Below are 26,356 nucleotides of genomic sequence, written 5' to 3'. Positions count from 1 at the left end.
TTCAGAATCCCTATTCTCGGCCACCGAGCTGTTAAGGTCACGCCTACCGCAATAGCTCAGAGAGGCCGCCGTAGTACTCCGGGTTGGGCTTGAAGCCAAGGCTGTTGAGGAGCCGGTTGGTGAAGTTGAACATGGCGGCCACCTCGGCAGCCTCCAGGATGGCCTCATCGGAAAGCCCCGCCTCCCTCAACGGCCTCAGGTCCTCCTCCGTCATCTCGTAGTGGCGGTGGGTCACCTTGAGCGCAAAGTCCACCAGGGCCCGCATCCTCGGAGGAAGCTCCGCCCGGCGAGGGTTCGCCGCCAGGACCTCGGGAAGGATGGGGTCGTTCGTCAGGTCCTTTAGGTAGCGCTTGTGGCTCGCCACGCAGTACTCGCAGCGGTTCTCCCCGCTGATGGCCACCGCCATAGCCTCCCGCTCCTCCCGGCTCAGGAGACCCTCTCCCCGCATCAGGGTGTCGTAGTACTGGAACCAGAGGAGAAAGCGGGGGCTCAGGGCAAAGGCCCGGGCCACGTTGGGCACGAAGCCCGTCTTCTCCCGGAAACGGGCGAAGAGGGCCCGCACCTCCTCGGAAAGCTCCCCCTCCTCCGGCACCCGGAGCCAGGAGATCACCATACGGCTACCGCCCGCACCGGCCCGCCCGAGGCGCCCTTGTGCTTGGGGCCTCCCACAAAGATGAGGGCGCCTGAAGGGGGTACCTGAGCCAGGTTGGCCAGGTTCTCCAAGCCGTACTTCCCCGCCCCAAGAACGGTAACGTGGGTCTTGAAGTCCTTGGAGGGACCAAAGTCCAGGGAGAGGGTATCCACCCCGATCCCCACGATCTCCCGCTCCCGCACCAAAAACGCCGCCGCCTCCGGAGAGAAGCCCGGAAAGTGAAGGGTCCCCGAGGCGTCCTGGTTGAGGAAGGCCTTGGGGTCCCGCCACCGGCTCTCCCAACCCGAGTGCATGGCCACGAAGGCCCCCTTGGGAAGGCGGCCGTACTGCCTTTCGTAGGCCAGGATGTCGTCTCGTAGGCCAGGATGTCGTCCACGGAAAGCTGGGTGTCGGGATCCTTAGCCGCCCGCCCGTGGATATGGACCACCGCCAGGGGGGCGATGAGGGCGCTCACGGGAAGCTTCTCCGCCGTGGGGGCCCCCTCCACGAAGTGGGCCGGGGCGTCCATGTGGGTGCCGGAGTGCTCCCAGAGGTCTAGGCGGTTCCCGTAGTAGCCGTTCTTGCGCACCGTGACCAGGGTGGTGATGCGCATGGGCTCGGCCCCAGGGAAGAGGGGAATCTCCGGGGAGAGCTCGTGGGTCAGGTCCACCGCCCGGGAGAAAGCCTTGCCCGGTACCTCCTGCTGGGCCAGGGCCTGAGCAGCCAAAAGGCCGAGACCCGCCCCAAGAAAAGAGCGGCGGGAAATGGACCGGGCTACCGTTTCCATCACGTGGGGGGCGCACATGGGCTCCTCCTTTAGGGGACAGGTTACCACCTCCCTAGCCAGGTACGCAACCATGCCCGCGCCTGCGCCCGCTTCAACCCCCCCGGGCCGCGGCTCAGGGCTGCCCATGCGCCTGGGAAGTAAGGAGGCATGGGGTAGCACTGAAGTCCGGGTAAGCAGGGCTACAAGCCACCGGGGGCGCTATCTTGGAGGAGGCGATGGCGGAGGCGGACACAGGGGGCCACACGGAAGGCAGGACAAGGGGAGCTAACCCCGCAGGAGCCATGGCCCGGGCGGAAGCCCTCCTGAGGGATAAGGGGGTGGCTAGCCTCTACGTCCATGTTCCCTTCTGCCCCACCTTGTGCCCCTACTGCGACTTCCACGTGGTCCGGCGGGGGCCGGGGTGGGTGGAGGCCTACCTCAGGCGCCTTGGCGAGGAGGCCCAACGCCTTCACGAGCGCTTCCCCGGGCCCCTTACCACCCTCTACCTGGGCGGGGGCACCCCGAGCTACCTGAAGGACCGGGAACTCGTGGCCCTCTTCCAAAGCCTCCCCTGGGGGCTCGCGCCGGGGGCAGAGGTGACCCTCGAGGCCAACCCCGGCACCCTCTCCCCGGCCAGGCTAGGGCTCCTCCAGGAGCTGGGGGTGAACCGCCTCTCCTTAGGGGTGCAGAGCTTCCAGGACCCGGTTCTCAGGTTCCTGGGGCGGGCCCACGGAAGGAAAGGGGCGCTCCGGGCGGTAGAGCTGGCCCTGGAAGCGGGGTTCCGCGTCTCCCTTGACCTCATCCTTGGCCTCCCCATGCAAGACGTGGAACAAGACCTGAAGGAGGCGGCCTCGCTGGGGGTAGGGCACCTCTCCGCCTACACCCTGCAGGTGGAAAAGGGCACCCCTTTCGCCCTCCTGGGCCTACAGGAAGACCCCGAGCGGGAGGCCTGGGCCATGGAGCGGGCGGAGGAAATCCTGGGGGAGGCTGGGCTATTCCGCTATGAGGTCTCCAACTTCGCCAAAGCGGGAGCGGAGGCCCGGCACAACCTGGTCTATTGGCGGGCCGGCTTCTGGCTCGCCCTGGGCCCCGCCGCCACCGGACAGTACCCGGGGAAAGGCCCCGCCTACGCCCTGAGGCGCAGGAGCCCCCCCCTCCCCCGCTGGCTTTTAGGAGAGCCCCCCAAGGAAGAGGCCATTCCCCCCTTGGAGCACGCCAAGGAGGCCCTTATGCTGGGCCTCCGGCTTAGGGAAGGGGTGGACGTGGCCGGGGTGGAGGCGAGGACGGGGCTTTCCCTCTGGCCCTTCCTTCAGGACAAGGCCGGAGAGCTTGGGGTGGAGGGGCTTCTTGAGGTAGAGGGAACGCGCCTAAGGCCCACCCCTAAGGCCTTCCCCCTCCTCCACCAGGTAGTGCTCGCCCTGTGGGAGGCGCTTGAACCCCTGGCGGCCGCGGGCTAAGCCTAAGGACCTGCGGGCGAGCCCCAGGAGCCGGGTTAGGCCAAGGCCAGGGCGTTCCGGGCCCGGTCGGCAAGGGCGAAGAAGCGCTCCTTGGTAAGGGGGATTTTTCCCGTCACCAGGCCCTTCCCCGGCTCGTAGTGGGCGTGGAGGTGGATGTGGGCCCGGGGCAGGCGGAGGCCGATGCGCTTGAGCCTGGCGTGCCTGGGGGAGACGTCCGCCAAGAGGAAGGGCTCCCCGAGCCCGTCGGAGAGGGAGGCGGTCATGATGGTGGTGGGGAGCTCGTAAGGCCTCTCCATGCGGTAGATGAAGTCCGGAAAATCGGCTTCCTTCTCAAAACGCACGCCCTTCTCTCGGGCGTACTCCCGCATCCAGGAAAGGAGCTCCACCCAGGCCTCGTAGAGTTCGCGCTCGTGGGCCGCACCCATGGCTTGCAGTATACCCCCGTCCAGGCCCCCCTACCAAGAAGGCCCACCCCCGGGTGGGGGCTTAGAATAAGGCCCGTGGCCGTGGCCGCCCTAAGAGGCCTCCTCCCCCCTGAGGGCTTCGCCCGCCTCACCCCCCTCGGGGGGTTTGAGGCCCGGGTGTACACGGACGGGGAAAGGGTGTACAAGGTGTACAAGCCCCAGGAGGCCCATCTTGCGGCCCTGGAGGCCAGGCGTATGGCCCGGGCAGGGCTCGGGAGCTTCGTCCTTGGGGTGGTGGAGGTAGAGGGGCAAGGCGTGCTCATCACCCGGCGCTTTCCGGGAAGGCCCTTCACCCCGGGGGCGTTCACACCGAAGACCCTGGCCGCCCTTGGCCACCTCTTCCTCTCCCTCCACCGCCTGCCCGAGCCCGGCTGGGTAACCCAAGAAGAGCTCCTCCTCCGCCTGGAGCGCTTCGCCGAAAGCCTCTCCGGGGTGCCCGAGGCCCAGGAGCTCCTCCGCCTCCTGAGGCGCGAGGTGAGCGTGGCCGCAGGGGTGGAGCGGCGCTTCTGCCACCGGGACGCTTGGGCAGGCAACCTCCTCCTGAAGGAGCCGGGGGCAGAGGGCCTCGAGGTCATGCTGGTGGACTGGGTGCGCTCCGGGGGAGACGACCCGGCCCGGGACCTGGCCCTCCTCAAGACGGGAAGCCTGGACCTCCTGGGAGAGGGTGCGGCCAGGGAGGCCCTTTTCCGCATGGCCCGCCTCTACCCTAAGGAGGTGCGGGAGCGGCTGGCCTTCTACGTGCCCCTCACCTACCTGCACGACCTCCACTGGTTTCGCACCAAGGACCCGGCGGGCTTCCCCCAAGCCTTGCGGGAGAAGCTTCCTAGGGCGGCCTCCTTCCTCCAAGACTGCTTTCCCGGAAAAGGGGGGGCGTGTTAGGCTTCGTGGGATGAGGCTCACCCTGGTGGACCACCCCTTGGTCCAGCACAAGCTGGCCCACCTCCGGGATAAGCGCACGGGCCCCAAGGACTTCCGGGAGCTAGCGGAGGAGATCGCCATGCTCATGGCCTACGAGGCCATGAGGGACCTGGAGCTTACCGACGCCGAGGTGGAGACGCCCCTCGCCCCCGCCCGGGTCAAGGTCCTTTCCGGGAAGAAGCTGGCCCTGGTGGCCATTCTCCGGGCAGGGCTCGTCATGGTGGAGGGGATCTTGAAGCTTGTTCCCCACGCCCGGGTGGGGCATATCGGGATCTTCCGGGACCCCGAGTCCCTGAAACCTGTACCCTACTACGCCAAGCTCCCCCCGGACGTCGCGGAACGGCGGGTCTTCCTCCTAGACCCCATGCTGGCCACCGGAGGGAGCGCAAGCCTGGCCCTCTCCCTCCTTAAGGAACGGGGGGCCACGGGGATCAAGCTGGTCTCCCTCCTGGCCGCCCCTGAGGGGCTTGAGCGCATCGCCCGGGACCACCCGGAGACGGAGGTGGTGGTGGCGGCCGTGGACGAGCGCCTGAACGAACACGGCTACATCCTCCCCGGCCTGGGGGACGCAGGGGACCGGATCTACGGAACGCGATGACGGAGTGGCTGCACCGGATCGGGGTGGCCGCGCCCACGGGCACCGGCTGGCTCACCGTGGTCTTTGTCTTCTTTCTGGCCCTCCTCTTCACCTGGCGCTTTATCCCCCAGGTGCGCCGCTTCGCCCTGAAGGCGGGCTGGGCCGACCTTCCCAACGAAAGGCGCCTGAACCGGGAGCCCCTCCCCAACGCTGGCGGCCTCGCCGTCTACGCCGGGGCGGTGCTGGCCCTGGTGGTGGCCGCCTTCCTTAGGCCCATCGTGGTGGAGCACGTCCTCATCCAGATCCTCGCCATCCTCCTTGGGGGAGCCTGGCTGGTCCTGGTGGGCTTCATTGACGACCAGTTTGGCCTACCTCCCCTCTTTCGCCTCTTCGTCCAAAGCCTGGCCGCCCTTCTCCTCATGGCGGTAGGGGTACGCTTTGAGGCCGCCTTCGGCACCCCTCTAGACCCCCTCTTGGGCCTCTTCCTCACCTGGCTTTGGGTGGTGGGCCTCACCAACGCCTTGAACCTCATGGACGGACTGGACGGGCTGGCCGGGGGAATCGCCTACATCAGCGCCATGAGCCTCCTGGCGGTTTCCGCCCAGTACCCCTTCTGGGCGGCGGGCACCCTGGTCCTTTCCGCCCTTGCGGGCGCATCCTTGGGGTTTCTTCGGCATAACCTCCACCCAAGCCGCATCATCCTGGGGGACGCGGGGGCCTACTTCCTGGGCTACACCCTCGCGGCCACCGCCCTCCTCGGCAACCTCAAGCTCACCACCTTTCTCGGCCTTCTGCCCCCGGCGCTTTTCCTCCTCCTCCCCATCCTGGACACAACCCAGGTGGTGGTGCGGCGGCTCCTAAGGGGCCAGAACCCCCTGGCCACCCCGGGCAAGGACCACATCCACCACCGCCTCCTCGCCCGTGGGCTTTCCCAGAGGCGGGTGGCCTTCCTCCTTTGGGGCCTAGCCCTCCTTTTCAACCTTCTGGCCATGGCCTACCTGGGGATGCCCTGGGAGGCCATCCTGGCAAGCCTGCTCGCCACCCTCCTGGGCCTCTCCTGGGTTACCTACCGGAGGCTAAGAGCGCTGTGGAGGGGAGAATGAAGCGCGTGGTCCTCGCCTTCGGCACCCGGCCCGAGGCCACCAAGATGGCCCCGGTCTACCTAGCCCTCAAGGAGATTCCCTACCTGAAGCCCCTGGTCCTCCTCACGGGGCAGCACCGGGAGCAACTGCGGCAGGCCCTCTCCCTCTTCGGCATCCAGGAGGACCGAAACCTGGACGTGATGCAGGAGCGCCAGGCCCTCCCCGACCTCGCGGCCCGCATCCTCCCCCAGGCCGCCCGGGCCCTCAAGGAAATGGGGGCGGACTACGTCCTGGTCCATGGGGACACCCTCAGCACCTTCGCCGTGGCCTGGGCCGCCTTTCTGGAGGGCCTCCCGGTGGGCCACGTGGAGGCAGGCTTAAGGAGCGGCAACCTCAAGGAGCCTTTCCCCGAGGAAGCGAACCGCCGCCTCACCGACGTCCTCACCGACCTGGACTTCGCCCCCACGCCCCTCGCCAAGGAGAACCTCCTTAAGGAGGGAAAGCGGGAGGAAGCGATCCTGGTCACGGGGCAAACGGGGGTGGACGCGGTGCTCCTCGCCTCGAGGCTGGGCAAGCTTCCCGAGGGCCTCCCCCCCGGCCCCTACGTCACCGTGACCATGCACCGCCGGGAGAACTGGCCCCTCCTCCCCGAGCTCGCCCGGGCCCTCAAGCGGGTGGCCGAGGCCTTCCCCCACCTCACCTTCGTCTACCCTGTCCACCTGAACCCCGTGGTGCGGGAGGGGGTGTATCCCGTGCTGAAAGGGGTCAAGAACTTCGTCCTCCTAGACCCCCTGGAGTACGGCCCCATGGCCGCCCTCATGAGGGAAAGCCTCCTCCTCGTCACCGACTCCGGGGGACTGCAGGAGGAGGGGGCGGCCCTCGGGGTGCCCGTGGTGGTCCTTAGGAACGTAACGGAGAGGCCGGAAGGGCTGAAGGCGGGGATCCTTAGGCTCGCGGGCACCGACCCCGAGGGGGTGTACCAGGTGGTCAAGGGGCTTCTTGAGGACCCAGAGGCCCTAGAGGCCATGCGCCGGGCGAAAAACCCCTACGGGGACGGCAAGGCCGGGGCGCGGGTGGCCCGGGGGGTGGCGTGGAGGCTGGGCCTCGGCCCTAGGCCGGAGGATTGGGTTCCCTAGGCCACGGCCTGATCTGGTATAGCCCCACCAGGAGGACAAAGCCTCCCAAGAGGAGGGCGGCAAGCCGCCCCCCAAAGCGTTCAAAGAGGAGGCCGGTGAGGTAGGCCCCCACGGGGCCCGTTCCCAGCATGACCAGGGTGTAGACCGCCATGACCCGGCCCCGAAGCCGGTCGGGCACGGAGAGCTGCACCAGGGTGTTGGCGTTGATGAGCACGGAGATCATCCCAAATCCCCCCAGGGCCAGGAACAGGGGCACCCCGGGCGCCCAGGCCAGGAAGAGGCCCAGATGGGCCAGGGCCAGGGAAAAGACCCCCAAAAGAAGCCTCCCCGGCTTGGGTTTTCCCGTGAGGGCCATGACCAGGGCCGCCATCAAGGCCCCCATCCCCACGCTGGACACCAAGAAGCCGTAGCCCGTGGCGGAAAGCCCCAGGACCAGCCGGGCGTAGGCGGGCACCAGGGTCTGGAAGTTCATGCCAAAGAGGCTGGCGAAGAGGACCAGGCCCACCACCCGGCGCACCACGGGGTGGGCAAGGGCGAAGCCCACCCCCTCCAGGGCCTCGCGCCACCAGCGCTCCCCTCCCCCTTCCCCTCGAGGCCCGGCGGGCAGGCGCGAGAGGACGAAGAGGAGGGGCAGGAAGGAGAGGGCGTTGGCCAAATAGGCGACCCCCACCCCCAAGAGGGCGATGAGAAGGCCAGAAAGGGCCGGCCCCAGCAGGCGGCTCAAGTTGAAGCCAAAGGAGTTCAGGGCGATGGCCCCCGGGTACCGCTCCCGGCCCGCGAGCTCCACGGTGAAGCTCTGGCGCACGGGCTGGTCCATGGCGTTCAAGGCCCCGTAGAGGAAGGCGAAGGCCAGCACGTGCCCGTAGCGCACCCATCCCGTGAGGATCAGGAGGGCCATGAGAAGCGCCAGGACCATCATCCCCCCCTGGGTGAGGCGAAGGAGGTTCCGCTTGGGGTATCGGTCCGCCAGGACCCCGGCAGGCAGGGAAAAGAGAAGGGAGGGCAGAAACTGCAGGGCCACCACCAGACCAAGCCGCTCGGCGCTTCCCGTGAGAAGGAGGACGAGCCACCCCTGGGCCGCCGCCTGCATCCAGGTGCCCATCTGGGAGGTGAAGAGGGCCAACCAGTAGGCCCGGTAAAGGGGGTCCTTGAGGAGGGCGAGGGCCAGCACCCCTCCATCCTAAAACTGACCAGCCAGTCGGCTAAGCCCCCGCGCCCTAGGCCCGCTACAGGGGATGCCCTGGCCAGGTTTGTGGAGAAGCCCTTTGGTCCCAGCAAAAACCTTGCGGGGACTTTCTACCGGGGCCCTCGGGGTAGGCCTTCTGGCCTTGACAGGGAAGGGGGTGTGGGGTAGGTTAGAGGCGCAAAAGTATACGGGGGTAAGCATGAAGAGAGTCCTTATCGCCTTCGTTCTCCTGGCCCTGGGCCTCGCCCTGGCCCAAAAGCCCAAGGTGGTCATCGGCACGGGAAGCACCGGTGGGGTATTCTTCTACTACGGCACCGCTTTGGCCGATATCCTCAACAAGGCGGGGGCGGTGGAGGCCCAGCCGGTGCAGACCGGGGGCTCCTACGACAACCTCCTCCTCCTCCGGGACCGGACCGCCCCCCAGGCCAACACCTTCTACTGCGCCCTCACCACCACCGACTCGGCCTATGTGGCCTTTACGGGAGAGGAGCCCCGTTTTAAGGAGCGCCCGGCCAAGGGCCAGCGGGTCCTCTTCTACATGTACCCCTCCTTTATCCACATCGTGACCGTGGAGGGCTCGGGCATCCGGGTCCTGCAGGACCTCAAGGGCAAGCGGGTCTCCACCGGCCAACCCGGCTCCAGCACCGAGAACCTGGCCCTCCTCGTCCTCCAGGCCGCTGGGGTAAAGCCCGAGTCCTTCGCCAAGCGGGAGCGCCTCCCGGTGGCCGAGGGGGCCAAGGCCCTTTCCGAGGGCACCCTGGACGCCTTCTTCTGGGTGGGGGGCGTGCCCACCAGCTCCATCGTGGAGCTGTCCACCGACCTCTCCCGGAAGGGCAAGCGGGTTTACCTGGTGCCCATCGATCCTAAGAGCACCGTGGCCCAGGTGGTGGAAAAGCGCTTCCCCGGGCTCGTGGAGCCCTACAAGGTGCCCAAGAGCATCTACAACACCCGGACGGACGTCCCCGGACTGGCCACGGGCAACATCCTGGTCTGCCCGGAAAGCCTCCCCGCCGAGGCCGCTTACGCCATGGTGAAGGCCACCTTTGAAAACCTGGCCACCCTGCGCACCGCCGTGGCGGCGGCCAAGGACACGAGCCTCGAGGCCACCGCCCGCCTCTACGGCAAGCTCCCCATCCCCTTCCACCCTGGAGCGGAGCGGTACCTGAAGGAGAAGGGCCTGATCCGGTAGGTCCATAGGCCCTCCCGGGGCCCGGTCGGGCCCCGGGACTTTTGGGAGGAACCCATGGCCGAAGCCCCGACCCACCCCATCCCCGACACCCCCCTGGCCCGCCTGGCGCGGCTACTTTTGGTCCTGGGGGCTCTTTACAGCCTTTACCTGGTCCTCCACCCCTTCACCCCCTTGGCCAAGGCGGAGATACCCCTCCTGGACATCGTCCAGCTCCAGCGGAGCACCCACGTCCTCTTCCTCCTCCTCGGGGGCTACCTGGTGGCCTTTTACGCCCCCGCCCGCCGCACCTTCGGCTCCTGGCTTTTCTTCCTATTAAGCCTCCTGCCCCTCTACAACTTTCTCTTTCCCAACGTTCCAGGGGTAAGCCTGCCCCTCGCCGTCAAGCTCACGGGCCTCCTCTACTGGGGGGTGGCCGTGTTGCCGGCCCTCCTCCCCAGGCTTAGGCGGGGGGCGGACCTTCTTGCCGTCCTCTTGGCCCTCTTCCCCACCCTTTACCAGCTCCGCTACTTTGAGGAGCTGGTCTACCGGGCCGTCTTGCCCCAACCGTGGGACATGGCCATGTCCTTCGGCCTTATCATGCTCGTCCTGGGGCTCGTCTACCGCCTCCTGGGCCCGGTGATGCCCGCCTTGGTCCTCTTCTTCTTCGCCTACAACCTCTACGCCGACCTCTTCCCCGGAGCCCTAAGGGGCACGCGCCAGGGCATAGACCTCCTCCTAGGCAAGACCTTCAACGAGACGGAAGCGGGCATTTACGGCCTCATCACAGGGGTTTCGGCCAAGTATCTGGTCTACTTCACCCTGCTTTCCGGGATGATCTCCGCCTTGGGCCTGGGGCGGGTGGTGGCCAACCTGGCCATGGCCCTGGTGGGCAAAAGCCCGGCCACCCCTGGCCGGGTCACGGGACTGGCGGGGGTCTTCATGGGGATGTTCTCCGGAAGCGGGGCAGCCGACACCCAGTTCGTGGCCACCCTGACCAAACCCCTCTACGAACGGGCCGGGTACGACCGGCTTATCGCCGCAGGGATCGTGGCCACCGCCGGGACCATCGCCATCATCACGCCGCCGGTCCTGGGGAGCATCGCCTTCATCATGGCCGAGATCCTCCAAATCCCTTACCTCAAGGTCGCCGCCATGGCCGTGGTACCCGCCCTCCTTTACCTCACCGCCATCCTCTCCTTCAACGAGTTCTACGCCCGCAAGGCGGGGCTACCTCCCGTGGAAACCCCCTTGGGCATGGGGCGGAGGGCCTATGTGCTCCGGTACAGCACCATCTTCCTACCCATCCTCCTCATCATCGCCCTGCTCTACCTGGGCTACGAGGTGCGCACCGCAGCCAGCCTGGCCCTCGTGGCCTTCGTCCTCCTGGCCTACCTGGACCCCACCCTGCGGCCCAAGGGCTTCGCCCCCATCCTCCAAGGCCTCGAGGAGGGCTTCCGCACCCTCTTGCCCATCGGGGCAGCGGTGACGGCGGCCAACCTCATCTTCGCCATGCTGGTGATCTCCGGTCTCACCTCCAAGTTCAGCCAGCTTTTGCAACAGGTCTCGGGGGAAAGCCTCCTCCTGGCCACCCTGCTCACCGCCGTCTTCAGCCTTATCCTGGGGATGGGTGTACCCCCCACGGCCACCTACGTGATCACCTCCGCCCTCACCGCCCCGGCCATCATCGCCCTGGCCAAGCAAAACGGGATCCCCGAGTCCGCGGCCATCTTGGCCACCCACATGTTTCTCTTCTACTACGCCACCCTGGCCGACGTGACCCCCCCGGTGGCCCTCTCGGCCTACGCAGCGGCCAGCGTCTTCGGCACCGACCCCTTAAGGACTGGGGTCTACGCGGCCCGGGTGGCCCTGGCCAAGTACCTCATCGGCTTCTTCTTCCTCCTCACCTACGCGGGCACCGCCCTTTTGGTGGTACCGGTCCTGGAGCACTCCCCTCCCGGGGAGGCCTGGTCCCTCATCCTCTGGCGCGTCCTGGCGGTGGCCGCGGGCATCGTCTACTTCTCCGCCTCCGGGGTGGGGTACACCCGCAGGCCCCTTAGGCGGTGGGAGGCCTGGGCCCTGGGGCTTTTGGGCCTTGGCCTGCTCACGCCCCACCCCCTCCTGAACCTCTTGTCCTTCGTCTTGGGCCTGCCCTTTTTCGCCCGAGGGTTGACGGGGAGGACCCGGGAGGCTTAAGGTGGCCCTGAAAAGGGGGTAGACATGAAGCGAGCTCTTCTCCTGGCCCTGGCCCTTTTGGCCCCCGCGCTCGCCCAGAAGCCCAAGGTGGTCGTCGCCACGGGAGGGGTGGGCGGGGTGTACTTCTACTACGGCACCGCCTTGGCGGAGATTTGGAACAAGGCGGGGGTGGCCGAGGCCCAGGCCATCCAGACGGCGGCCTCCATCGACAACCTCCTCCTCCTGGAAAACCGCACCGGGGGCGGTACCTACTACTGCGGCACCGTCCTGCCCGACTCCGCCTACCTAGCCTACACCGGCCAGCACGAGCGCTTCAGGGAAAAGCCGGCCAAGAACGTGCGCATCCTCTTCGCCATGTACCCCAACTACCTGCACCTCGTCACCCGGGAGGGCGCGGGCATCCGGGTGGTGCAGGACCTGAAGGGCAAGCGGGTCTCCACCGGAGCCCCGGGCTCGGGCACCGAGGTGGAGGCCCTTCTTGTTCTCCAGGCCGCGGGCCTCTCTCCCAAGGATTTCGCCAAGCAGGAGCGCCTGGGAGCCCAGGAAAGCGCCAACGCCCTAGCCGAGGGCAACCTGGACGCCTTCTTCTGGTCGGGTGGCCTACCCACGGGGGCCGTCACCGAACTTTCCGCCTCCCTGGCCCGCAAGGGGCAGCGGATCTACCTGGTGCCCATAGACCCCAAGAGCACCGTAGCCCAGACCTTCCAGAAGCGCTTTCCCGGCCTCGCCGGGCCCGGGGTCATCCCCAAGGCGGTCTACGGGACCCGCGCCGACACCCCCACCCTCGCCTTCTGGAACCTCTTCGTATGCCCGGCGAGCCTCCCCGAGGAGGCCGCCTACGCCCTCACCAAGGCTGCCTTGGAGAACGTCCAGGCCCTACGCCAGGCGGTGGCCGCGGCCAAGGACACCACCCTGGAGAACGCCGTGCGCTTTGTGGGCGGCACCCTCCCCTACCACGAGGGGGCGTTGCGCTACTTCCGCGAAGTCGGGGCCTTGAAGTAGGCCAAGGATGCCCGAAGGAAAGGCAACCACCCGAGGGAAAGCCCTCTGGGCCCGGCTCCTAAGGAGCTGGGCCCTTTGGCTCTTCCTCCTCGCCCTCTCCCTGGTGCGGGTGGTGGAGGTGGAGAAGGGAGGCCAGAGGACCTACCTGGTCCTCTTTCCCTGGGAGGAGGCCCGGGTGGAGTTCGTGAACTCGGTGACGGGAAAGCCCGTCCTCTTGGAGTTCCGCCCCTTCTTCCGCTTCCAGGACTTCCGGGCCTACACCGACCCCGAGACCGAGGCCTACTACACGGGCGGGGTCTACCCCTGGAACCAGGCCCTGGCCCAGGAGCGTAAGCGGGAGCTCGCCTACTGCTCCGAGCTGGGCCTGGCCCTAGGGCTCGGGGGGCGCTGGTTCCGGGCCCAGGAGGGGTGCCTGCGCCTCCGCCTTCTCTTTCCCCCCTAGCGCAGCACCTGGGGCACCACCCGGAGGGTGAGGGTCTTCCCCTGGCGCCAAACCTTGAGGGCCACCGCCTCTCCCGGCTTCTTGGCGTAGAGGACCTGCCGGAGCTGGACGATGGAGGTGAGGGGGACGCCGTCGGCCTCGAGGAGGACATCCCCGTCCACGCCCACCTGAAGGGTTTCCCCGCTGGGAAGCTGGATGTAGGCGAAGCGGCTCGGGGGCTTGAGGCCCGCCCGTTCGGCCGGGCTTCCCTTCTCCACCTCTTGCACCATCAAGCCCTCCTCCGGCAGGCCGTACTGGGCCCGTAGGCGCTCGGGGTAAGCGGAGAGGGGGATCAGGGCCACGCCCAGGCGCGGGCGGCTTTTGGCGATCTCCTCCGCCGTAAGGGTCTTCCCCGCCTTGAGCGCGGGCAGGTACTCCTTCACCAGGTTGATGGGGAGGGCAAACCCCACCCCGGCGAACTGCGCGGCCCCGAACTGGCCCGTGGGGGTGAAGATGGCGGTGTTGATCCCTATCACCTCGCCCCGGGAGTTGAGAAGGGGACCCCCGGAGTTCCCAGGGTTGATGGCGGCGTCCGTCTGGATCACCTGGGGCACCAGGCCCGACTCGTCCCCGATGGCCCCGGGGTTCTCCCGGATGGCGGAGACGATCCCCTGGGTTACCGTGAACTCCAGCCCAAAGGGGTTCCCCATGGCGATGGCCTTCTGGCCCACGAGGATCCGGTCGGAGTCCCCCAGGACCAGGGGGACGAGCCTCTCCTTAGGGGCGTCCACCTTGAGGAGGGCCACGTCCAGGGGCGGGGCCGCGCCCACCAGGCGGGCCCGGTACTCCTTGGGGTCGTTGTGAAACTTGACGGTGATCCGGCTCGCCCCTTCCACCACGTGGTAGTTGGTGAGAATGTACCCCTCCTTGTCAAGGACGAACCCGGAGCCCGTCCCCTGCTGGGGAGGGGCCTGGAGGAAGGGGGCGAAAAACTCAAAACCCGGAGGGAGCTGGACGCTTTGCGGCCGGGTGACCACGGAGACGTATACCACCCCGTCCCCGTAGCGTTCCACGATCTCCACGGTGTTCCGCTCGTAGTCCAAAAGCCCCTGGTCCCCCGCGGGCGCCGGGGCGGGGGCCCGGCCCTGCCCGTCGGACAGTCCCCACCAAAGCACCGCCCCTGCCAGGGCGGAGAGGGCAAGGAAGCCGGCAAAGGAACGGCCAAGGTTCATGGCGCACCTCCCAAGCCCTAACCTACCCCCTGCCGGTTAGGGGAGGATTAGACGAAGACCACGGTCTTGTTGCCGTGGACCAGGATGCGGTCCTCGAGGTGCCAGCGCACGGCCCGCGCCAAGACGGTGCGCTCAAGCTCCTGGCCGAGCCTTTTCATCTCCGAAACCGAGTGCCGGTGGGAGACCCGGACCACATCCTGCTCAATGATAGGCCCCTGGTCCAGCTCCTCCGTCACGTAGTGGGCCGTGGCCCCGATGAGCTTCACCCCACGCTCGTAAGCCTGGCGGTAGGGGTTCGCCCCGGCGAAGGCGGGGAGGAAGGAGTGGTGGATGTTGATGATGCGCATGGGAAAGCGGGCCACAAAGGAGGGGGAGAGGACCTGCATGTAGCGGGCGAGGACCACGAGCTCCACCCCCTCCGCCTCCAGAAGGGCGAGGATCCGCTCCTCCGCTTCCTCCTTTTTGCCCTTCTCCACGGGCACATGGTGGTAGGGGACGGCAAAGCGCTCCACCTCCTCCTTGTGGTCGGGGTGGTTGGAGACCACCAAGCGAAGCTCCATAGGGAGCTCCCCCACCCGGTAACGCCACAGGAGCTCCAAGAGGGCGTGGGCGGGCCGGGAGACCAGGATGGCCGTGCGCTTCCTCTCCGAAGCAAAGGCCAGGCGCCAGTCCATCCCAAAGCGGGCCGCCACCACCTCCTGGAAGGCCCTTTCTAGGGCGGGGCGGGCCAGGTCCAGGTGGGAAGCGGTGAAGGCCACCCGCATGAAGAAGGTGCCCCCCTCTGGGTCGGTGGAGTGCTGCTGCAAATCGGTGATGTTGGCCCCGTGGGCGTAAAGGAAGCCGGAGACCGCGGCCACGATCCCGGGCTGGTCGGGGCAGGTGATGAGGAGGCGGGCCTCGTCCATGAGGGCTACTATATCCCCATGGAAGCGAGGACCACGGACCTGTCCGACCTCTACCCGGAAGGGGAAACCCTCCCCATGGTCTTCCAGAGCTTTGGCGGCAGGACCCGTTTCCAGGGAAGGGTACGGACCCTGAGGGTCCACGAGGACAACGCCCTGGTAAGGAGGGTCCTGGAGGAGGGAGGGGAGGGCCAGGTTCTCTTCGTAGAGGGGGGAGGCTCCTTGCGCACGGCCCTTCTCGGCGGAAACCTGGCCCGCCTGGCCTGGGAGCGGGGTTGGGCGGGGGTGGTGGTCCATGGGGCGGTGCGGGACACGGAGGAACTTAGGGAGGTCCCCATCGGCATCCTGGCCCTGGCCGCCACCCCGAGGCGGAGCGCCAAAGAGGGCAAGGGAGAGGTGGACGTGCCCCTTAGGGTTCTTGGGGCGCGGGTGCTTCCGGGAAGCTTTCTTCTCGCTGACGAGAACGGGCTTCTTCTCCTCCCCGGGCCCCCGACCGGCGCCCGAAGCGACGGAGGAGGTCCTCCTCCTTGAGGAGGAGGAGAACAGGGCGTCCGTGGGGGCAGACCCAGGGGGTCTCGCAGGCGAGGAGGGCGTCCAGGAGGGCCTGGCCCTGGGCCTGGCCCAAAGGGTGGCCCGCCTTCACCGCCGGGAGGCAGGCCAGGCGGGCGAGAAGGGCCTTGGTCAGCCCCGAGGGGGCTACCTTGGGGCTTTCCCCCTCGCCCCGCACCGCCTCCTTGAAGACCTCGGGAAGGAGCAGGGGATAGGGGTGGAGGAAGGGGGGAGCCGCGAGAAGCCGCACCCTCCCCGGGCCAAAGGGCTCAAAGCGGAAGAGCTGCCCTAACGTGCTCTCTCGCTCGCCAAGAAGGGCCTCCTCCCCGGGTTCCAGCCTTACGAGAAGGGGCCGGGGAAGGGGCTTTGGCCCCTCGCCGACCCGCCGCAGGAGGTCTTCGTAGAGGATCCGCTCGTGGGCGGCGTGCTGGTCCACCACATACAGGGCATCCCCCGCCTCGGCCAGGAGGAAGCTATCCCGGAACTGCGCCAAGAAGCGCAGGCGGGGAAGGCCGGAGGGGGTGGGAGGGCTCAGGGGAAGGAGGGGTCTCGGCTCCGGGAGGGCCCGGACCAGGTTCTGGTCCCGGAGAGCCCCGGCCAAGGCCTCCCCCAAAAAGGCCTCCACCTCCAAAGAGAGGGCCACCTCCTCCTTCCTGGCGTCCAGGCGCAGGCGGAAGGCCTCCTGGGGGAGGGAGAGGTTGAGCACCCCGAAGGGGTAGTGCCCCTCGGGGAGGAGCTCCCGGTAGGCGCGGCGCACCGCCCTCAGGACCCCCTCGGGCAGGGCCACGGGCCTCCCGTTCACCGCCAAGTGGAGCTGGTCGGGCCGGGTGCGGGAAGCCTGGGGGCCGGAGAGAACCCCTTGGAGGGCCATCCCGCCCCGCCTGGCCTCCACGGGGAAAAGCCTCTCGGCGAGGACCCGGCCGAAGGCGAGCCGGGCAGCCTCCCGCAGCCCCGCCCCGGGGAAAAGAAGCCTCGCCTCCCCCTCCAGAAGAAGGGTCAGGGAGAGGTAGGGATGGTGGAGGAGGTAGCGCTTGAGGAGGTCCAGGACCCCGCGGGCCTCCCCCTTGGGGTCCCGCCCCTCCCCCAGGAAGAGGCCCAGGACCTCCACCCGGGTGCCCGGGGGAGCAGGGACGGGGCGCACCTCCACCTGATCCCCGTGGGCCTCGAGGAGCCCGCCCCCCAGCTGTCCCCGGGGGCGGGAGCGGATCCTGAGCCTGGCGGCCTGCCTCAGGGCGTAGAGGGCCTGGCCCCGGAAGCCCAGGGTGTGGATCCTCTCTGGGTCCTTAAGCTTGCTGGTGGCGTAGGGTTCCGTGGCCCGGGGGAGGTCCTCAAAGGGAATTCCCTCCCCATCGTCCTCCACCACGAGCCTTTCTAGCCCCCCACCCCATAGCTCCACCCGGACCCTTTTGGCCCCTGCGTCCAGGGCGTTCTCCAAGAGCTCCCGCACCGCGTCTTTCACCGAAAGGAGAACCTCGCCCCGGGCGAGGAGGGCCCGAAGCTCTGGAGGCAGAAAGCGGATCACCGGGTTCCCCCCTTCATGCTACCCAAGGGGGCGCCGAGGGCCAGGGCCCTCAGCTCGTGGAGGAGCCTCAGGGCCTCGAGGGGGGTGAGGCGGTCGGGGTCTAAGGCGAGGAGGCGCTCCAAGACCTCCTCCAAAGCCCCTTCCCGCCTGGCCCCCATGGCCTGGAGGAGGGCCCGGGCCCGGGCCACCACTTCCTTGGGCAGGCCCGCCATGGCCGCCACCTCCACCCCGTAGCTTTTGGAGGCGGGCCCCGGGAGGACCTGGTGGTAGAAGACGAGCCCTCCCGCCTCCTCCCTAGCGGCCACATGGAGGTTCTTGAGCCGGGGAAGGGCGAGGGCGGTGAGCTCAACGTAGTGGGTGGCGAAGAGGGCGTAGCACCGCCTTTCGTGCAGGGCCTCGGCCAGGGCGGTGGCGATGGCCACCCCGTCCAGGCTGCTCGTCCCCCGGCCCACCTCGTCTAGGAGGACGAGGCTATCCTCCGTGGCCTCCTTGAGAATGAGGGCCACCTCCTCCATCTCTACCAGAAAAGTGCTCTTCCCCCCAGCCAGGTCATCGGAGGCGCCGATGCGGGTGTGGATGCCGTCAAAGAGAGGAAGCCAGGCCTCCTCCGCCGGCACGAAGCTCCCGATCTGGGCGAGGAGGGCGATGAGGGCGGTCTGCCTTAGGAAGGTGCTCTTCCCCGCCATGTTGGGCCCGGTGACCAGGACGAGTTCGTGATCCATCTCCAGGTCGTTGGGCACGAACTCCATGCGGCGCTCCACCACCGGGTGGCGCCCAGCCTTGATCCAAAGCCTCTCCCCAAAGCGGGGCCTCGTGTAGCCAAAGCGCACCGCCACCTCGGCCAGGGCCGCGTAGACGTCCAGTTCCGCCAGGATCCTCGCCGCCTCCCTCAGCGCCTCCGCCTCCTTTTTGGCCCGTTCCCTTACCTGTAGGAAGACCTCTTCTTCCCGCCTTCGGATCAAGGCCTCGAGGCGGTAGAGCTCCCGCTCCCTCTCCCGCATCTCGGGGAGGGTGTAGCGCTGCCGGTCCTTGAGGGTCTGGACGGGGCGGTACTCCTGGGGCACCCGCTCGTAGTAGGGGCGGGTCACCTCCAGGTAGTAGCCGAAGACGGCGTTGTACCCCACCTTGAGGGTGGGGATGCCCGTCCTGGCCTTCTCCCCTTCCTCCAGCTCCAGGAAGTAGGCCACCCCCTGGGCGTGGGCCTGCCTTAGGGCATCCAGGTCCGGGTCGTAGCCCTCCCGGATGAGCCCCCCTTCCGAGACCTTGAGGGGAGGGTCCTCCACCAGGGCCGCCCTCAGCTCCTCAAGGAGGGCGGAGAGGTCGGGAAGCCCCGCCTCCTCCCCCAAAAGGCCCCCAAGCTCGGGGAGGATCTCCAGGCTCCGCCGGAGGGCGGCGAGGTCTTTAGGTCCAGCCCGGCCGAGCTCCAGCCTCGTGGCCAGCCGCTCCAGGTCGGCAAGGCGGAAGAGGAGCCGCCTAACCCCTTCCCTTAAGGCCCCCTCCCGCACGAACCGCTCCACCCGGTCAAGCCTCGCCTCCACGGGCCCCCTTTCCAAAAGGGGATGGCGGAGCCAAGCCTGGAGGAGCCTCCGGCCTGGAGCGGTACGGGTCTCGTCCAGGACGGAGAATAGGGTGTCCTGGCCCCGTAAGGGCTCAAAGACCTCGAGGGCCTTGAGGCTCACCTCCGGCAGGCGCATAAAGGCCCCGGGGTCGTAAAGGCGGAAGGGCCGCACGCTCAAAGCCCCCCCCTGGGTGGCCCGGGCGTAGGCGAGAAGGGCCCCCTGGGCCCGCCTCAGGGCCAAAGGACCCTCCCCCTCGGGCGCGAAGGGGGCCTCGGAGAGCATCACCGGGAAACGCTTCCGGAACTCCTCCAGAAAGGCTTCGTTCTCCCTGAGCTCCGGGGCGAGGAGGACCTCGGCGGGCCTGTGGCGGAAGAGCTCATCGTAGAGAGCGCTCTTGCTCTTGAGAAGCGTCCCCTTGAACTCCCCCGTGGAAACGTCCAAAAAGGCGAGCCCCCACCCATCCCCCGTGGCGATGGCAGCCAGGTAGTTGGCCTCCCGGGGGAGGAGGGCCTCCTGGGTGAGGGTTCCGGGGGTGAGGAGCTGGGTCACCTCCCGCCGCACCAGCCCTTCCGCCTCCTCGGCGGGCTCCACCTGGTCGGCCACCGCCAGGCGAAAGCCGAGCTTGAGGAGCCTTTCCGCATAGGCGTCAAAGGCCCTTAAGGGGATCCCCGCCATGGGGGTGGTGAAGTCCTTGCTGGTCTTGTGGGTGAGAACGAGGCCAAGGGCGCGGGCGAGCCTTTCCGCATCCTCCCCGAAGCACTCGTAAAAGTCCCCCACCTGGAAGAGGAGGAGGTACTCGGGGTAGCGGTCCCTGAGCTCCACGTACTGTTGCAGGAGGGGGGGCAGGGGGCCCGGGCCTTCGCCCTTCAGCATCCCCCTTATCCTAACGGGGGCATAATGGAAAGCGTGAACCGCTTCTTCCTCCAGGCGGGGCTCTTCCTCCTTGGCCTCTGGGCCTTGGTGAAGCTCTACCCCCTTCTCCTTTGGGTGTTCTTCGCCTTCACCCTGGCCGCGGCCCTGGACCCCTTGGTAGGGTTCTTTGAGCGGGGCCCGGGGGGGCTTGGCCGCCGCTTCCCCCGGCCCACGGCCGTGTTCTTGGCCTACGCCCTCGTCCTGTCCGTCTTCGCCCTGGGCTTCTACGCCGCCTTTCCCCTTCTCTCCGCCCAGTTTAAGAACCTTTCCCAGCTCCTCCCCGCCTACCTGGAGCGCCTCCTCGCCACCACCGGCCTCACCCTCCCTGAGCTCACGGGGGCCCTGGCCTCCTCGGCGCGGGTGGCGGGTGGCCTCCTGGTCAAGGCTGCGGGGGTGGTCTCGGAGTTCGTCCTGGCCCTGGTCCTGGCGGTGATGATCAGCCTCGAGCCCCACCTGGTGGCCCGCTTCGCTCCCTACCTCCCAGGGCGGGGCTGGGCGGAGGCCTTGGAGGAAACCTGGCGGCGCATGGGCTACTGGGCCCGGGCCCAGTTCCTCATCGCCCTCTCCTTCGCCCTCCTCTTCGGGGGATGGCTCGCCCTCATCGGTGTACCCGCCCCCTTTGCCCTCGGGGCCCTGGGAGGGGTGCTGGAGGTGATCCCCTTCGTGGGGGGGATCACCATCGCCCTCATCGCCACCCTGGTGGCCCTCTCCTCCCAAGGGCCCCTCCTGGCCCTCCTGGTGGTCCTGGGCTACGCGGGGGTGGCCCTCCTGGAGGGCAAGGTGCTCATCCCCCTCATCTATGGCAAGACGGTGGGCTTCCACCCCGCCTTGGTCCTCCTCGCCATCTTCGCCTTCGGCAAGCTCTTCGGCCTTTTGGGCATCTTCCTGGCTGTGCCCTTCACCATCCTCCTCGCCGGGCTTTGGCGCAAGTGGCGGCTGGACCAGCCCGCCCCTGAGGGGGCCGCGAGGGAGAAGGCCCGTTAGGCGGGGCCGTGCCCCAAAGGGCCTTCGGATACTCCGCTTTCCCCACCCAGGGCTATACGCCAAAGCCCCGCGGCCTCTACGTTAAGTCCGCCCTTGACACCGGAAACCGAGGGCTGGTAAGGTAATTTTGCCTAAAGGAGGCAAGCATGAAACAGGTGGACCGCAGGCGGCTCTTGAAACTCCTTGGGGCTGGGGGGCTGGCCCTGGCCGCCCGACCGGCCCTGGCCCAGACCGCGGCCCAGGCGGAAGAGGCCTTGCCGAGCTTCACCGGGCCTAAAGCCAATCCTTATTGGAACGGGGTCCATCCCTACACGGTCTATCCCCAGAAGCTCCCCCTTTTGCGCATGACCGACCGCCCCATCCAGCTGGAAACCCCCCGCCACTACTTCCGCACCGTCTTCACCCCCAACGAGGCCTTCTACGTACGCTATCACCTGGACGAGATCCCCAACGAGATTGACCTTTCCAAGTGGCGCCTAAAGCTGGAGGGAAACTTTGAGCGGCCTGTGGAGCTTTCGCTGGAGGAGCTCATCCGCAGGTTCAAGCCCGTTTCCATCGCCGCCGTGAACCAGTGCTCGGGCAACTCCCGGAGCCGCTTCCAGCCCAGGGTCACGGGGGGGCAGTGGGGCAACGGGGCCATGGGCAACGCCCTCTGGACCGGGGTACGGCTCAAAGACCTCCTGGACTACGCCGGGGTGAAGCCCGGCACAGTCCAGATCCAGTTTGAGGGGCTGGAGCGGGGCAAGGGACCGGAGAACCTGGGCTCGGGCCGCTTCCTGAAGTCCCTGGACCTGAACGACCCGGTCATAGGGGAAACCATCCTGGCCTACCTCATGAACGGGGAGCCCCTGCCCATGCTCAACGGGTTCCCCCTCCGCCTCGTGGTGCCCGGGAAGTTCGCCACCTACTGGCTCAAGCACGTGACCTGGATCCGGGCCCTCACCGAGGAGGACAAAAACTTTTGGATGGCCTCCGCCTACCGGATCCCCGACACCCCCAACGGCTCCACCACCCCCGAGGACGTGGCGGCGGGCCGGGTCAAGACCGTGCCCATCGGCAAGGTCAACATGCCGGTCCGCTCCTTCATCATTGACCCTGACGGCTCCTACCCCCTGATCGCGGGGCTTCCGGCCAAGATCCGGGGCATCGCCTTCAGCGGCTACGGCCGGGTGGTGAGGGTAGAGGTCTCCACCGATGGCGGCCAGACGTGGCGTCGGGCCACCCTGGGCGCCGACTACGGCCCTTACTCCTTCCGCACCTACGAGTTCACCTGGCGGCCCGAGCGCCCGGGTACCTACGTCCTGGCGGTGCGGGCCACGGACGAAAAGGGCAACGTCCAGCCGGACAGCGGCGTCTGGAACCCCGGCGGCTACCTTTGGAACAAGATTGAGCGCCAGGAAGTCGTGGTCCTGGCGGCCAAGTAGGAGGGCGGGATGAAGAAGCGCTGGCTTATCCCCGTGGGGCTCGGACTGCTCGGGTTTGTCTTGGCCGAGGTACCGGGCGTGGTGGAGGGCAACTACGCCCAGGGGCCCTTGGGCCTCATTCTCCAGCCCGCCCCGGCGAAGCCGGGGGAGGGCACGGTCTACCGGGTGGGGGCCTATCCCCTCTACACCTCTGAGCTGGCCGACGGGGAGGGCAAGGAGCTGGTGATGAGTTACTGCGCCATCTGCCACAGCGTCACCTACATCACCATGCAGCCCCCCCTGGCGGACTGGAAGCCCACCGTGACCAAGATGCTGAAGACGTACGGGGGCGAGAAGTTCATCCCCCCGGACGTGGCGGAGAAGATCCTCGCCTACCTCCAGGCCCACTACACCCCCGAGACCCGCAAGGAATGAGCCGGGTGGTCTCCCTCCACCTGGGGAAGGGCCATGGCCTCCCCAAGCCTCAGGTGGAGGCTTTGGAGCTTTTAGCGGGCTTTGGGGCCCTAGGGGACCGGCACGCCGGAAAAGACCCTGACCGCGCCCTCCTGGTGGCGGGGCTTCCCGCCTACGAGAAGGCGAAGGGAGCAGGCCTTTCCCTTCCCTACGGGGCGCTGGGGGAAAACCTCCTCCTGGACCTGGACCCGCACGCCCTACCTCCCGGGGCCAGGCTTCGGGTGGGAGAGGCCCTTTTGGAGCTTACCCAGGTGTGTACGGTGTGCCAGAGCCTTTCCCGGTTGGATCTGAGGCTGCCCAAGCTCCTCTACGGCGGGCGGGGGGTCTACGCCCGGGTTCTTCAGGGCGGCCGGGTGCGGGTGGGGGACCCGGTCCTCGTCCTCGCCCCGGCGCGTTAAGGGCATGGGGAAATCCCCAGGGGGTATCCCCTGGGGATCTTTTACTTTGCCTGGGGCCGCCTGCCGACTTGGGCTGGCATGGGGTGGTTACACCCCCACCAGGACCGGCACCCGGTAGGCAAAGTAGGCGGGCCTTTCTCCCTTGGGCGCGTTTAGGACCTCAATCCGTCCTTCCAGGCCCGCCTCCACCACCTTGAGTTCCTTCAGGTAGTCCATGAAGCTCTCGGCGTCGGAGAAGCCCGTGTCCACCCGGTAGCCTTGGGCCTCCTTGAGGACGGCGAAGCCGTCGCCCCCATTGGCGATGAAGCTATTCACCACCACGCGGTAGGTGCCCTCGAGGTCCAGGGGCGCGTAGCCCCGCTCGGTCTTCACCTCCACCCGCACCACCCGGCTCCCCGTGGGCCGGGCGAGGTCAAAGGCGTAGCGGAGGCCCGAAACCTGCAGGAAGCGGCCCGCCTGACCTTCCCACTGGGAGACCCCGTTCTCCAAGGCGGCCTTGATCTCCTTCCCCTTGAGGTCCATGACCACCAGGGTGTTCCCGAAGGGCAAGACCTCGTACACCTTGCCCACGGTGATGGGGCCCTTGGGGATGGAGGCCCGGATGCCGCCGCCGTTTTGCAGGGCGATCTGGGTCCCGGCGTTCTTGGTCTTCCAGAGCATCCCATCGGCGATGAGGTTCCCCAGGTTGCTCTCCCGCCTCCGCACCACGGCCCTCTCCCCCACCAGGTCCACCCGGGCCTCGGCGATGACCTGCCCCATGAGGGCCATCACCGGCTGGGCGTAGGCCAGGAGGGCCTCCTTGGCGAAGAAGTCCTCGGGGGCCGCCTCCGGGGTCATGAGGAGGGCCTCCCCCTTGTAGGCAAGGAGCTCCCCCTTGGCCCCGAAGGTGACCTCCAAAAGCCCCACCACCTTCCCCCACTCCCAGGCCTGGACCACCAGGACGTCCTTGCCCTCGGGGTTCTTGACCACCGTGGGGTAGGGCCCCATGGGGCTGAGCTCCTTGTGGGGGAAGCTCCCCAAAAGGGTGTGGGAGTGGCCCCCCACGATCACCTGGGCCCCCACGAGCCGCCGGGCGAGCTTCAGGTCCTCCGCGTAGCCCAAGTGGGAGAGGACCACGATCTTGTTGACCCCTCGCTTCAGGAGCTCGTAGACCGCCTTCTGGGCGCTTTCATAAGGGTCCAGGAAGGCCACGGTGGGCCCGGGGTTGGCGATCTCCCGGGTGTCCGGGGTGGTGAGGCCGATGACCCCAACCCTCTCCCCGCCCACCTGCACCACGGCGTAGGGGGCGAAGAGGCCCTTGAGGCGGGGCTCGCGGCTTGCGTCCACGTTGGCGGAGACCACCTTGAACCTCGCCCCCTGGAGGAAGTCCGCCAAGGGGCCGGGGCCCAGGTCAAACTCATGGTTCCCCAGGGCCATGACCCGGTAGAGGGCCCGGTGCATGAAGTAGCGGTCCGCCAGGCCCCGGTACTGGTTGAAGTAGAGGGTGCCCTGGAAGACGTCCCCCGCGTCCAGGAAGAGGAGGTTCCGCCTCAGAGCCCTAAGCCGGTCAAAGAGGGCGATCCTGCGGGCCACCCCACCCACCGGGGTTTTCTTCCCGGAGAGGGTGAGTTCCACGGGCTCCAGGTGGGCATGGGTGTCGTTGGTGTGGACCAGGGTAAGGGGAAACGCCCCCTGGGCCCGGCCTAGGGCGGAAAGGCCCAAGACCCCCGCGCCTGCCTTGAGAAGGGTGCGCCTGTGCATACGGCCCCACTATACCAAGGCCCCGGTCAGGGGAAGGTCAGGCCGGGGGCTAAAGGTCGTAGTACAGGTAGTACTCCATGGGGGAGGGCCTTAGGCGCACCTGGGCCGCCTCCTCCCGCTTGAGGCGGATCCACTCCTCCAGGAGGTCCTCGGTGAAGACCCCGCCCTTGAGGAGGAAGGCGTGGTCCCGCTCCAGGGCGTCCAGGGCCTCGTCCAGGGTCTTGGGGAGGTGGCGGATGCGGCGGGCCTCGCGGGCGGGCAGGGCGTAGAGGTTCTTGTCCACGGGCTTAGGAGGCTCGAGGCCCCGCTCAATTCCGTCCAGCCCCGCCATGAGCATGGCGGCGAAGGCCAGGTAGGGGTTAGCGGAGGGGTCGGGGGCCCGGTACTCAATCCGCTTGGCCTTGGCCGCCTCCGGCCCCACCTGGTACATGGGCACCCGGACCACGGCGGAGCGGTTGCGCTTGGAGAGGATCAGGTTCACCGGAGCCTCGTATCCGGGAACCAGCCGGCGGTAGGAGTTGACCGTGGGGTTGGTCAGGGCCGCCAGGGCCGGCCCGTGGGCCAGCAGCCCGGCCACGTAGTGCAGGGCCAGGCGGGAGAGTTCGGCATAGCCCTTCTCGTCGTAGAAGAGGGGGGTGCCGTTCTTCCAGAGGGACTGGTGGGTGTGCATGCCGCTGCCGTTGTCCCCGTAGATGGGCTTGGGCATAAAGGTGGCCGTCTTCCCCGCCTGGTAGGCCGTGCTCCGGACCACGTACTTGTAGAGCATGACCTTATCGGCCATGCGGGTGAGGCGGTCAAAGCGCATGTCAATCTCCGCCTGGCCGGCGGTGGCCACCTCGTGGTGGTGCACCTCCACCTCAATCCCCACGGCCTCGAGGTTCTTGGCCATCTGGTTGCGAAGCTCCTGGTACTTGTCCACGGGCGGGGCGGGGAAGTAGCCCTCCTTGGGCCGAATCCAAAGCCCATCCCCTCCCTCCCTGCCGTTCCCGTTGGCCAGGGCCTCCACGGAGTAGACGCGGAAGCCAGCATCGTAGGGGTCCACGGTGAAGGCCACCTTGTCAAAGATGAAGAACTCAATCTCCGGCCCCCAGTAGCTCACGTCGGCGATGCCCGTCGCCTTGAGGTAGGCCTCGGCCCGCTTGGCAACCCCCCGGGGATCGCGGCTGTAGGCGGCCTTGGTGATGGGGTCGTAGACGTCGGCCACGAAGACCAAGGTGGGGCGGCTCGCAAAGGGATCCAGGAAGGCCGTGGTGGGATCGGGGAAGAGGAGCATGTCGGACTCGTGGATCTCCTGAAAGCCGCGGATGGAGGAGCCGTCAAACCCCGCCCCCTGGGTAAAGAGGTCCTCGTCCACCGCCCGCGCGGGCAGGGTGAAGTGCTGCCACCTTCCCGGCAGGTCGGTGAAGCGGAGGTCCACGAACTCCACGCCCTTTTCCCGAATGTAGGCCAGCGCCTCTCTGGGGTTTTGGAACATTCTCACCACCCCCCGCCCGTAGTTATACGCTAGGTTCGGCAACATGTCAAGCTACTCTTGCACAACTGTTCGCTTTATTGCGTACGACTTGCAGCTTATACCCAGGATAAAAGCTACTGAGATACAGCTATTGCCGCTGAGCGTAAAACCAAATCGTGACATCAAGACAAGCACTTCGGGCCGGACTCATTCTTCGGTACGGCCGT

General features: G+C 67.7%; 23 protein-coding genes and 2 pseudogenes. 14 read left to right on the top strand and 11 right to left on the bottom strand.

Features of this window, described 5'->3' with window-relative positions; translation table 11 throughout:
• Positions 1–43 precede the first annotated feature (43 nt).
• The 3 genes and pseudogenes from H531_RS12990 to H531_RS15105 form a co-directional block, all read right to left on the bottom strand.
• Positions 44–613 (bottom strand): peroxidase-related enzyme, encoded by a 570-nt coding sequence (locus H531_RS12990; protein ID WP_022799012.1) that lies wholly within the window; start codon positions 611–613, stop codon positions 44–46.
• Complete coding sequence (locus tag H531_RS15110) at positions 607–951, bottom strand: cyclase family protein (protein WP_281167149.1); 345 nt, start codon at positions 949–951, stop codon at positions 607–609. The genes H531_RS12990 and H531_RS15110 overlap by 7 nt, the downstream gene beginning before the upstream one ends.
• Positions 952–1,088: 137 nt before the next feature.
• Positions 1,089–1,244 (bottom strand): annotated as a pseudogene (locus H531_RS15105) (cyclase family protein); the annotation flags it as partial.
• A gap of 491 nt (positions 1,245–1,735) precedes the next feature.
• Between H531_RS15105 and hemW the strand changes: the two are divergent.
• A complete protein-coding gene (gene hemW, locus H531_RS0108925) occupies positions 1,736–2,854 on the top strand; it encodes a radical SAM family heme chaperone HemW (RefSeq protein WP_028490761.1) in 1,119 nt (372 codons plus the stop codon).
• A 35-nt stretch (positions 2,855–2,889) separates the two neighbouring features.
• Here hemW and H531_RS0108920 read toward each other — a convergent pair whose 3' ends face one another.
• The gene (locus H531_RS0108920) at positions 2,890–3,279 is read right to left on the bottom strand and encodes an NADH-quinone oxidoreductase subunit 15 (RefSeq protein ID WP_022799010.1); all 390 of its coding nucleotides are present in this window, start codon (positions 3,277–3,279) and stop codon (positions 2,890–2,892) included.
• Positions 3,280–3,354: 75 nt separating this feature from the next.
• Between H531_RS0108920 and H531_RS0108915 the strand changes: the two genes are divergently transcribed.
• Genes H531_RS0108915 through wecB form a run of 4 tightly spaced genes read left to right on the top strand, consistent with a single transcriptional unit; the run spans position 3,355 to position 7,031 of the window.
• Complete coding sequence (locus H531_RS0108915) at positions 3,355–4,197, top strand: phosphotransferase (RefSeq protein ID WP_022799009.1); 843 nt, start codon at positions 3,355–3,357, stop codon at positions 4,195–4,197.
• Positions 4,198–4,207: 10 nt separating this feature from the next.
• Positions 4,208–4,834 carry a uracil phosphoribosyltransferase gene (upp, locus tag H531_RS0108910; RefSeq protein ID WP_022799008.1) on the top strand — a complete coding sequence of 209 codons (627 nt, stop codon included), beginning with the start codon at positions 4,208–4,210 and terminating at the stop codon, positions 4,832–4,834.
• On the top strand, positions 4,831–5,916 hold the full coding sequence (locus tag H531_RS0108905; protein ID WP_022799007.1) for an MraY family glycosyltransferase: 1,086 nt from the start codon (positions 4,831–4,833) through the stop codon (positions 5,914–5,916). Before upp ends, H531_RS0108905 begins: the two co-directional genes overlap by 4 nt.
• Positions 5,913–7,031 carry a non-hydrolyzing UDP-N-acetylglucosamine 2-epimerase gene (gene wecB, locus H531_RS0108900; protein WP_028490760.1) on the top strand — a complete coding sequence of 373 codons (1,119 nt, stop codon included), beginning with the start codon at positions 5,913–5,915 and terminating at the stop codon, positions 7,029–7,031. The genes H531_RS0108905 and wecB overlap by 4 nt, the downstream gene beginning before the upstream one ends.
• On the opposite strand, the gene H531_RS0108895 is transcribed toward wecB, so the two are convergent.
• Entirely contained in the window at positions 7,006–8,202 is a 1,197-nt protein-coding gene (locus tag H531_RS0108895; protein ID WP_022799005.1) for an MFS transporter, read from the bottom strand. The genes wecB and H531_RS0108895 overlap by 26 nt on opposite strands.
• Positions 8,203–8,416: 214 nt before the next feature.
• Between H531_RS0108895 and H531_RS0108890 the strand changes: the two genes are divergently transcribed.
• From H531_RS0108890 to H531_RS0108875, 4 genes are read left to right on the top strand one after another with little or no spacing between them, the layout of a single operon-like run.
• Positions 8,417–9,406, top strand: a complete 990-nt coding sequence (locus H531_RS0108890) for a TAXI family TRAP transporter solute-binding subunit (RefSeq protein WP_022799004.1) — start codon at positions 8,417–8,419, stop codon at positions 9,404–9,406.
• Between the two features lie 54 nt (positions 9,407–9,460).
• On the top strand, positions 9,461–11,578 hold the full coding sequence (locus H531_RS0108885; protein WP_022799003.1) for a TRAP transporter permease: 2,118 nt from the start codon (positions 9,461–9,463) through the stop codon (positions 11,576–11,578).
• A gap of 24 nt (positions 11,579–11,602) precedes the next feature.
• Positions 11,603–12,580, top strand: a complete 978-nt coding sequence (locus H531_RS0108880; protein ID WP_022799002.1) for a TAXI family TRAP transporter solute-binding subunit — start codon at positions 11,603–11,605, stop codon at positions 12,578–12,580.
• A gap of 7 nt (positions 12,581–12,587) precedes the next feature.
• On the top strand, positions 12,588–13,022 hold the full coding sequence (locus H531_RS0108875; RefSeq protein ID WP_022799001.1) for a hypothetical protein: 435 nt from the start codon (positions 12,588–12,590) through the stop codon (positions 13,020–13,022).
• On the opposite strand, the gene H531_RS0108870 is transcribed toward H531_RS0108875, so the two are convergent.
• Positions 13,019–14,233: a S1C family serine protease gene (locus H531_RS0108870; protein WP_022799000.1), complete on the bottom strand. Its 1,215-nt coding sequence runs from the start codon at positions 14,231–14,233 to the stop codon at positions 13,019–13,021. The two genes, H531_RS0108875 and H531_RS0108870, sit on opposite strands and share 4 nt — an antisense overlap.
• A 47-nt stretch (positions 14,234–14,280) precedes the next feature.
• A complete protein-coding gene (gene purU, locus H531_RS0108865) occupies positions 14,281–15,138 on the bottom strand; it encodes a formyltetrahydrofolate deformylase (RefSeq protein WP_028490759.1) in 858 nt (285 codons plus the stop codon).
• Positions 15,139–15,156: 18 nt separating this feature from the next.
• Between purU and rraA the strand changes: the two are divergent.
• Positions 15,157–15,648, top strand: a pseudogene (rraA, locus tag H531_RS13925) (ribonuclease E activity regulator RraA); the annotation flags it as partial.
• Here rraA and mutL read toward each other — a convergent pair.
• Together mutL and mutS are read right to left on the bottom strand one after the other, a co-directional pair.
• Entirely contained in the window at positions 15,545–17,206 is a 1,662-nt protein-coding gene (mutL, locus tag H531_RS0108860) for a DNA mismatch repair endonuclease MutL (protein WP_022798998.1), read from the bottom strand. The pseudogene rraA and the gene mutL sit on opposite strands and share 104 nt — an antisense overlap.
• A complete protein-coding gene (mutS, locus tag H531_RS0108855; RefSeq protein ID WP_022798997.1) occupies positions 17,203–19,638 on the bottom strand; it encodes a DNA mismatch repair protein MutS in 2,436 nt (811 codons plus the stop codon). Before mutS ends, mutL begins: the two co-directional genes overlap by 4 nt.
• 24 nt (positions 19,639–19,662) lie before the next feature.
• On the opposite strand from mutS, the gene H531_RS12980 reads away from it, so the two are divergent.
• The 4 genes from H531_RS12980 to H531_RS0108835 all read left to right on the top strand — a co-directional run bounded on the left by H531_RS12980 (position 19,663) and on the right by H531_RS0108835 (position 22,936).
• Complete coding sequence (locus H531_RS12980; RefSeq protein WP_156860478.1) at positions 19,663–20,661, top strand: AI-2E family transporter; 999 nt, start codon at positions 19,663–19,665, stop codon at positions 20,659–20,661.
• A 146-nt stretch (positions 20,662–20,807) separates the two neighbouring features.
• Positions 20,808–22,085, top strand: a complete 1,278-nt coding sequence (locus H531_RS0108845) for a molybdopterin-dependent oxidoreductase (protein ID WP_022798995.1) — start codon at positions 20,808–20,810, stop codon at positions 22,083–22,085.
• A gap of 9 nt (positions 22,086–22,094) precedes the next feature.
• On the top strand, positions 22,095–22,499 hold the full coding sequence (locus tag H531_RS0108840; RefSeq protein ID WP_022798994.1) for a hypothetical protein: 405 nt from the start codon (positions 22,095–22,097) through the stop codon (positions 22,497–22,499).
• A complete protein-coding gene (locus H531_RS0108835; protein ID WP_022798993.1) occupies positions 22,496–22,936 on the top strand; it encodes an MOSC domain-containing protein in 441 nt (146 codons plus the stop codon). Before H531_RS0108840 ends, H531_RS0108835 begins: the two co-directional genes overlap by 4 nt.
• An 87-nt stretch (positions 22,937–23,023) precedes the next feature.
• Here the strand turns inward: H531_RS0108835 and H531_RS0108830 are convergent, their stop codons facing one another.
• Entirely contained in the window at positions 23,024–24,676 is a 1,653-nt protein-coding gene (locus H531_RS0108830; RefSeq protein ID WP_022798992.1) for a bifunctional metallophosphatase/5'-nucleotidase, read from the bottom strand.
• Positions 24,677–24,725: 49 nt separating this feature from the next.
• Positions 24,726–26,195: a type I glutamate--ammonia ligase gene (gene glnA / locus H531_RS0108825; protein WP_281167148.1), complete on the bottom strand. Its 1,470-nt coding sequence runs from the start codon at positions 26,193–26,195 to the stop codon at positions 24,726–24,728.
• Positions 26,196–26,356: the final 161 nt, after the last annotated feature.

Source organism: Thermus islandicus DSM 21543, from assembly GCF_000421625.1.
Classification (GTDB): domain Bacteria; phylum Deinococcota; class Deinococci; order Deinococcales; family Thermaceae; genus Thermus; species Thermus islandicus.
Note: the sequence above shows the minus strand (reverse complement) of the source record. Positions and strands in the feature narration are given on the sequence as shown.

Coding starts and splice junctions, on each gene's coding strand:
- H531_RS12990 (WP_022799012.1), bottom strand. CDS start 613: ATGGTGATCTCCTGGCTCCGGGTGCCGGAGGAGGGGGAGCTTTCCGAG.
- H531_RS0108920 (WP_022799010.1), bottom strand. CDS start 3,279: ATGGGTGCGGCCCACGAGCGCGAACTCTACGAGGCCTGGGTGGAGCTC.
- upp (WP_022799008.1), top strand. CDS start 4,208: ATGAGGCTCACCCTGGTGGACCACCCCTTGGTCCAGCACAAGCTGGCC.
- H531_RS0108905 (WP_022799007.1), top strand. CDS start 4,831: ATGACGGAGTGGCTGCACCGGATCGGGGTGGCCGCGCCCACGGGCACC.
- wecB (WP_028490760.1), top strand. CDS start 5,913: ATGAAGCGCGTGGTCCTCGCCTTCGGCACCCGGCCCGAGGCCACCAAG.
- H531_RS0108890 (WP_022799004.1), top strand. CDS start 8,417: ATGAAGAGAGTCCTTATCGCCTTCGTTCTCCTGGCCCTGGGCCTCGCC.
- H531_RS0108885 (WP_022799003.1), top strand. CDS start 9,461: ATGGCCGAAGCCCCGACCCACCCCATCCCCGACACCCCCCTGGCCCGC.
- H531_RS0108880 (WP_022799002.1), top strand. CDS start 11,603: ATGAAGCGAGCTCTTCTCCTGGCCCTGGCCCTTTTGGCCCCCGCGCTC.
- H531_RS0108875 (WP_022799001.1), top strand. CDS start 12,588: ATGCCCGAAGGAAAGGCAACCACCCGAGGGAAAGCCCTCTGGGCCCGG.
- H531_RS0108870 (WP_022799000.1), bottom strand. CDS start 14,233: ATGAACCTTGGCCGTTCCTTTGCCGGCTTCCTTGCCCTCTCCGCCCTG.
- purU (WP_028490759.1), bottom strand. CDS start 15,138: ATGGACGAGGCCCGCCTCCTCATCACCTGCCCCGACCAGCCCGGGATC.
- mutS (WP_022798997.1), bottom strand. CDS start 19,638: ATGCTGAAGGGCGAAGGCCCGGGCCCCCTGCCCCCCCTCCTGCAACAG.
- H531_RS12980 (WP_156860478.1), top strand. CDS start 19,663: ATGGAAAGCGTGAACCGCTTCTTCCTCCAGGCGGGGCTCTTCCTCCTT.
- H531_RS0108845 (WP_022798995.1), top strand. CDS start 20,808: ATGAAACAGGTGGACCGCAGGCGGCTCTTGAAACTCCTTGGGGCTGGG.
- H531_RS0108840 (WP_022798994.1), top strand. CDS start 22,095: ATGAAGAAGCGCTGGCTTATCCCCGTGGGGCTCGGACTGCTCGGGTTT.
- H531_RS0108835 (WP_022798993.1), top strand. CDS start 22,496: ATGAGCCGGGTGGTCTCCCTCCACCTGGGGAAGGGCCATGGCCTCCCC.
- H531_RS0108830 (WP_022798992.1), bottom strand. CDS start 24,676: ATGCACAGGCGCACCCTTCTCAAGGCAGGCGCGGGGGTCTTGGGCCTT.
- glnA (WP_281167148.1), bottom strand. CDS start 26,195: ATGTTGCCGAACCTAGCGTATAACTACGGGCGGGGGGTGGTGAGAATG.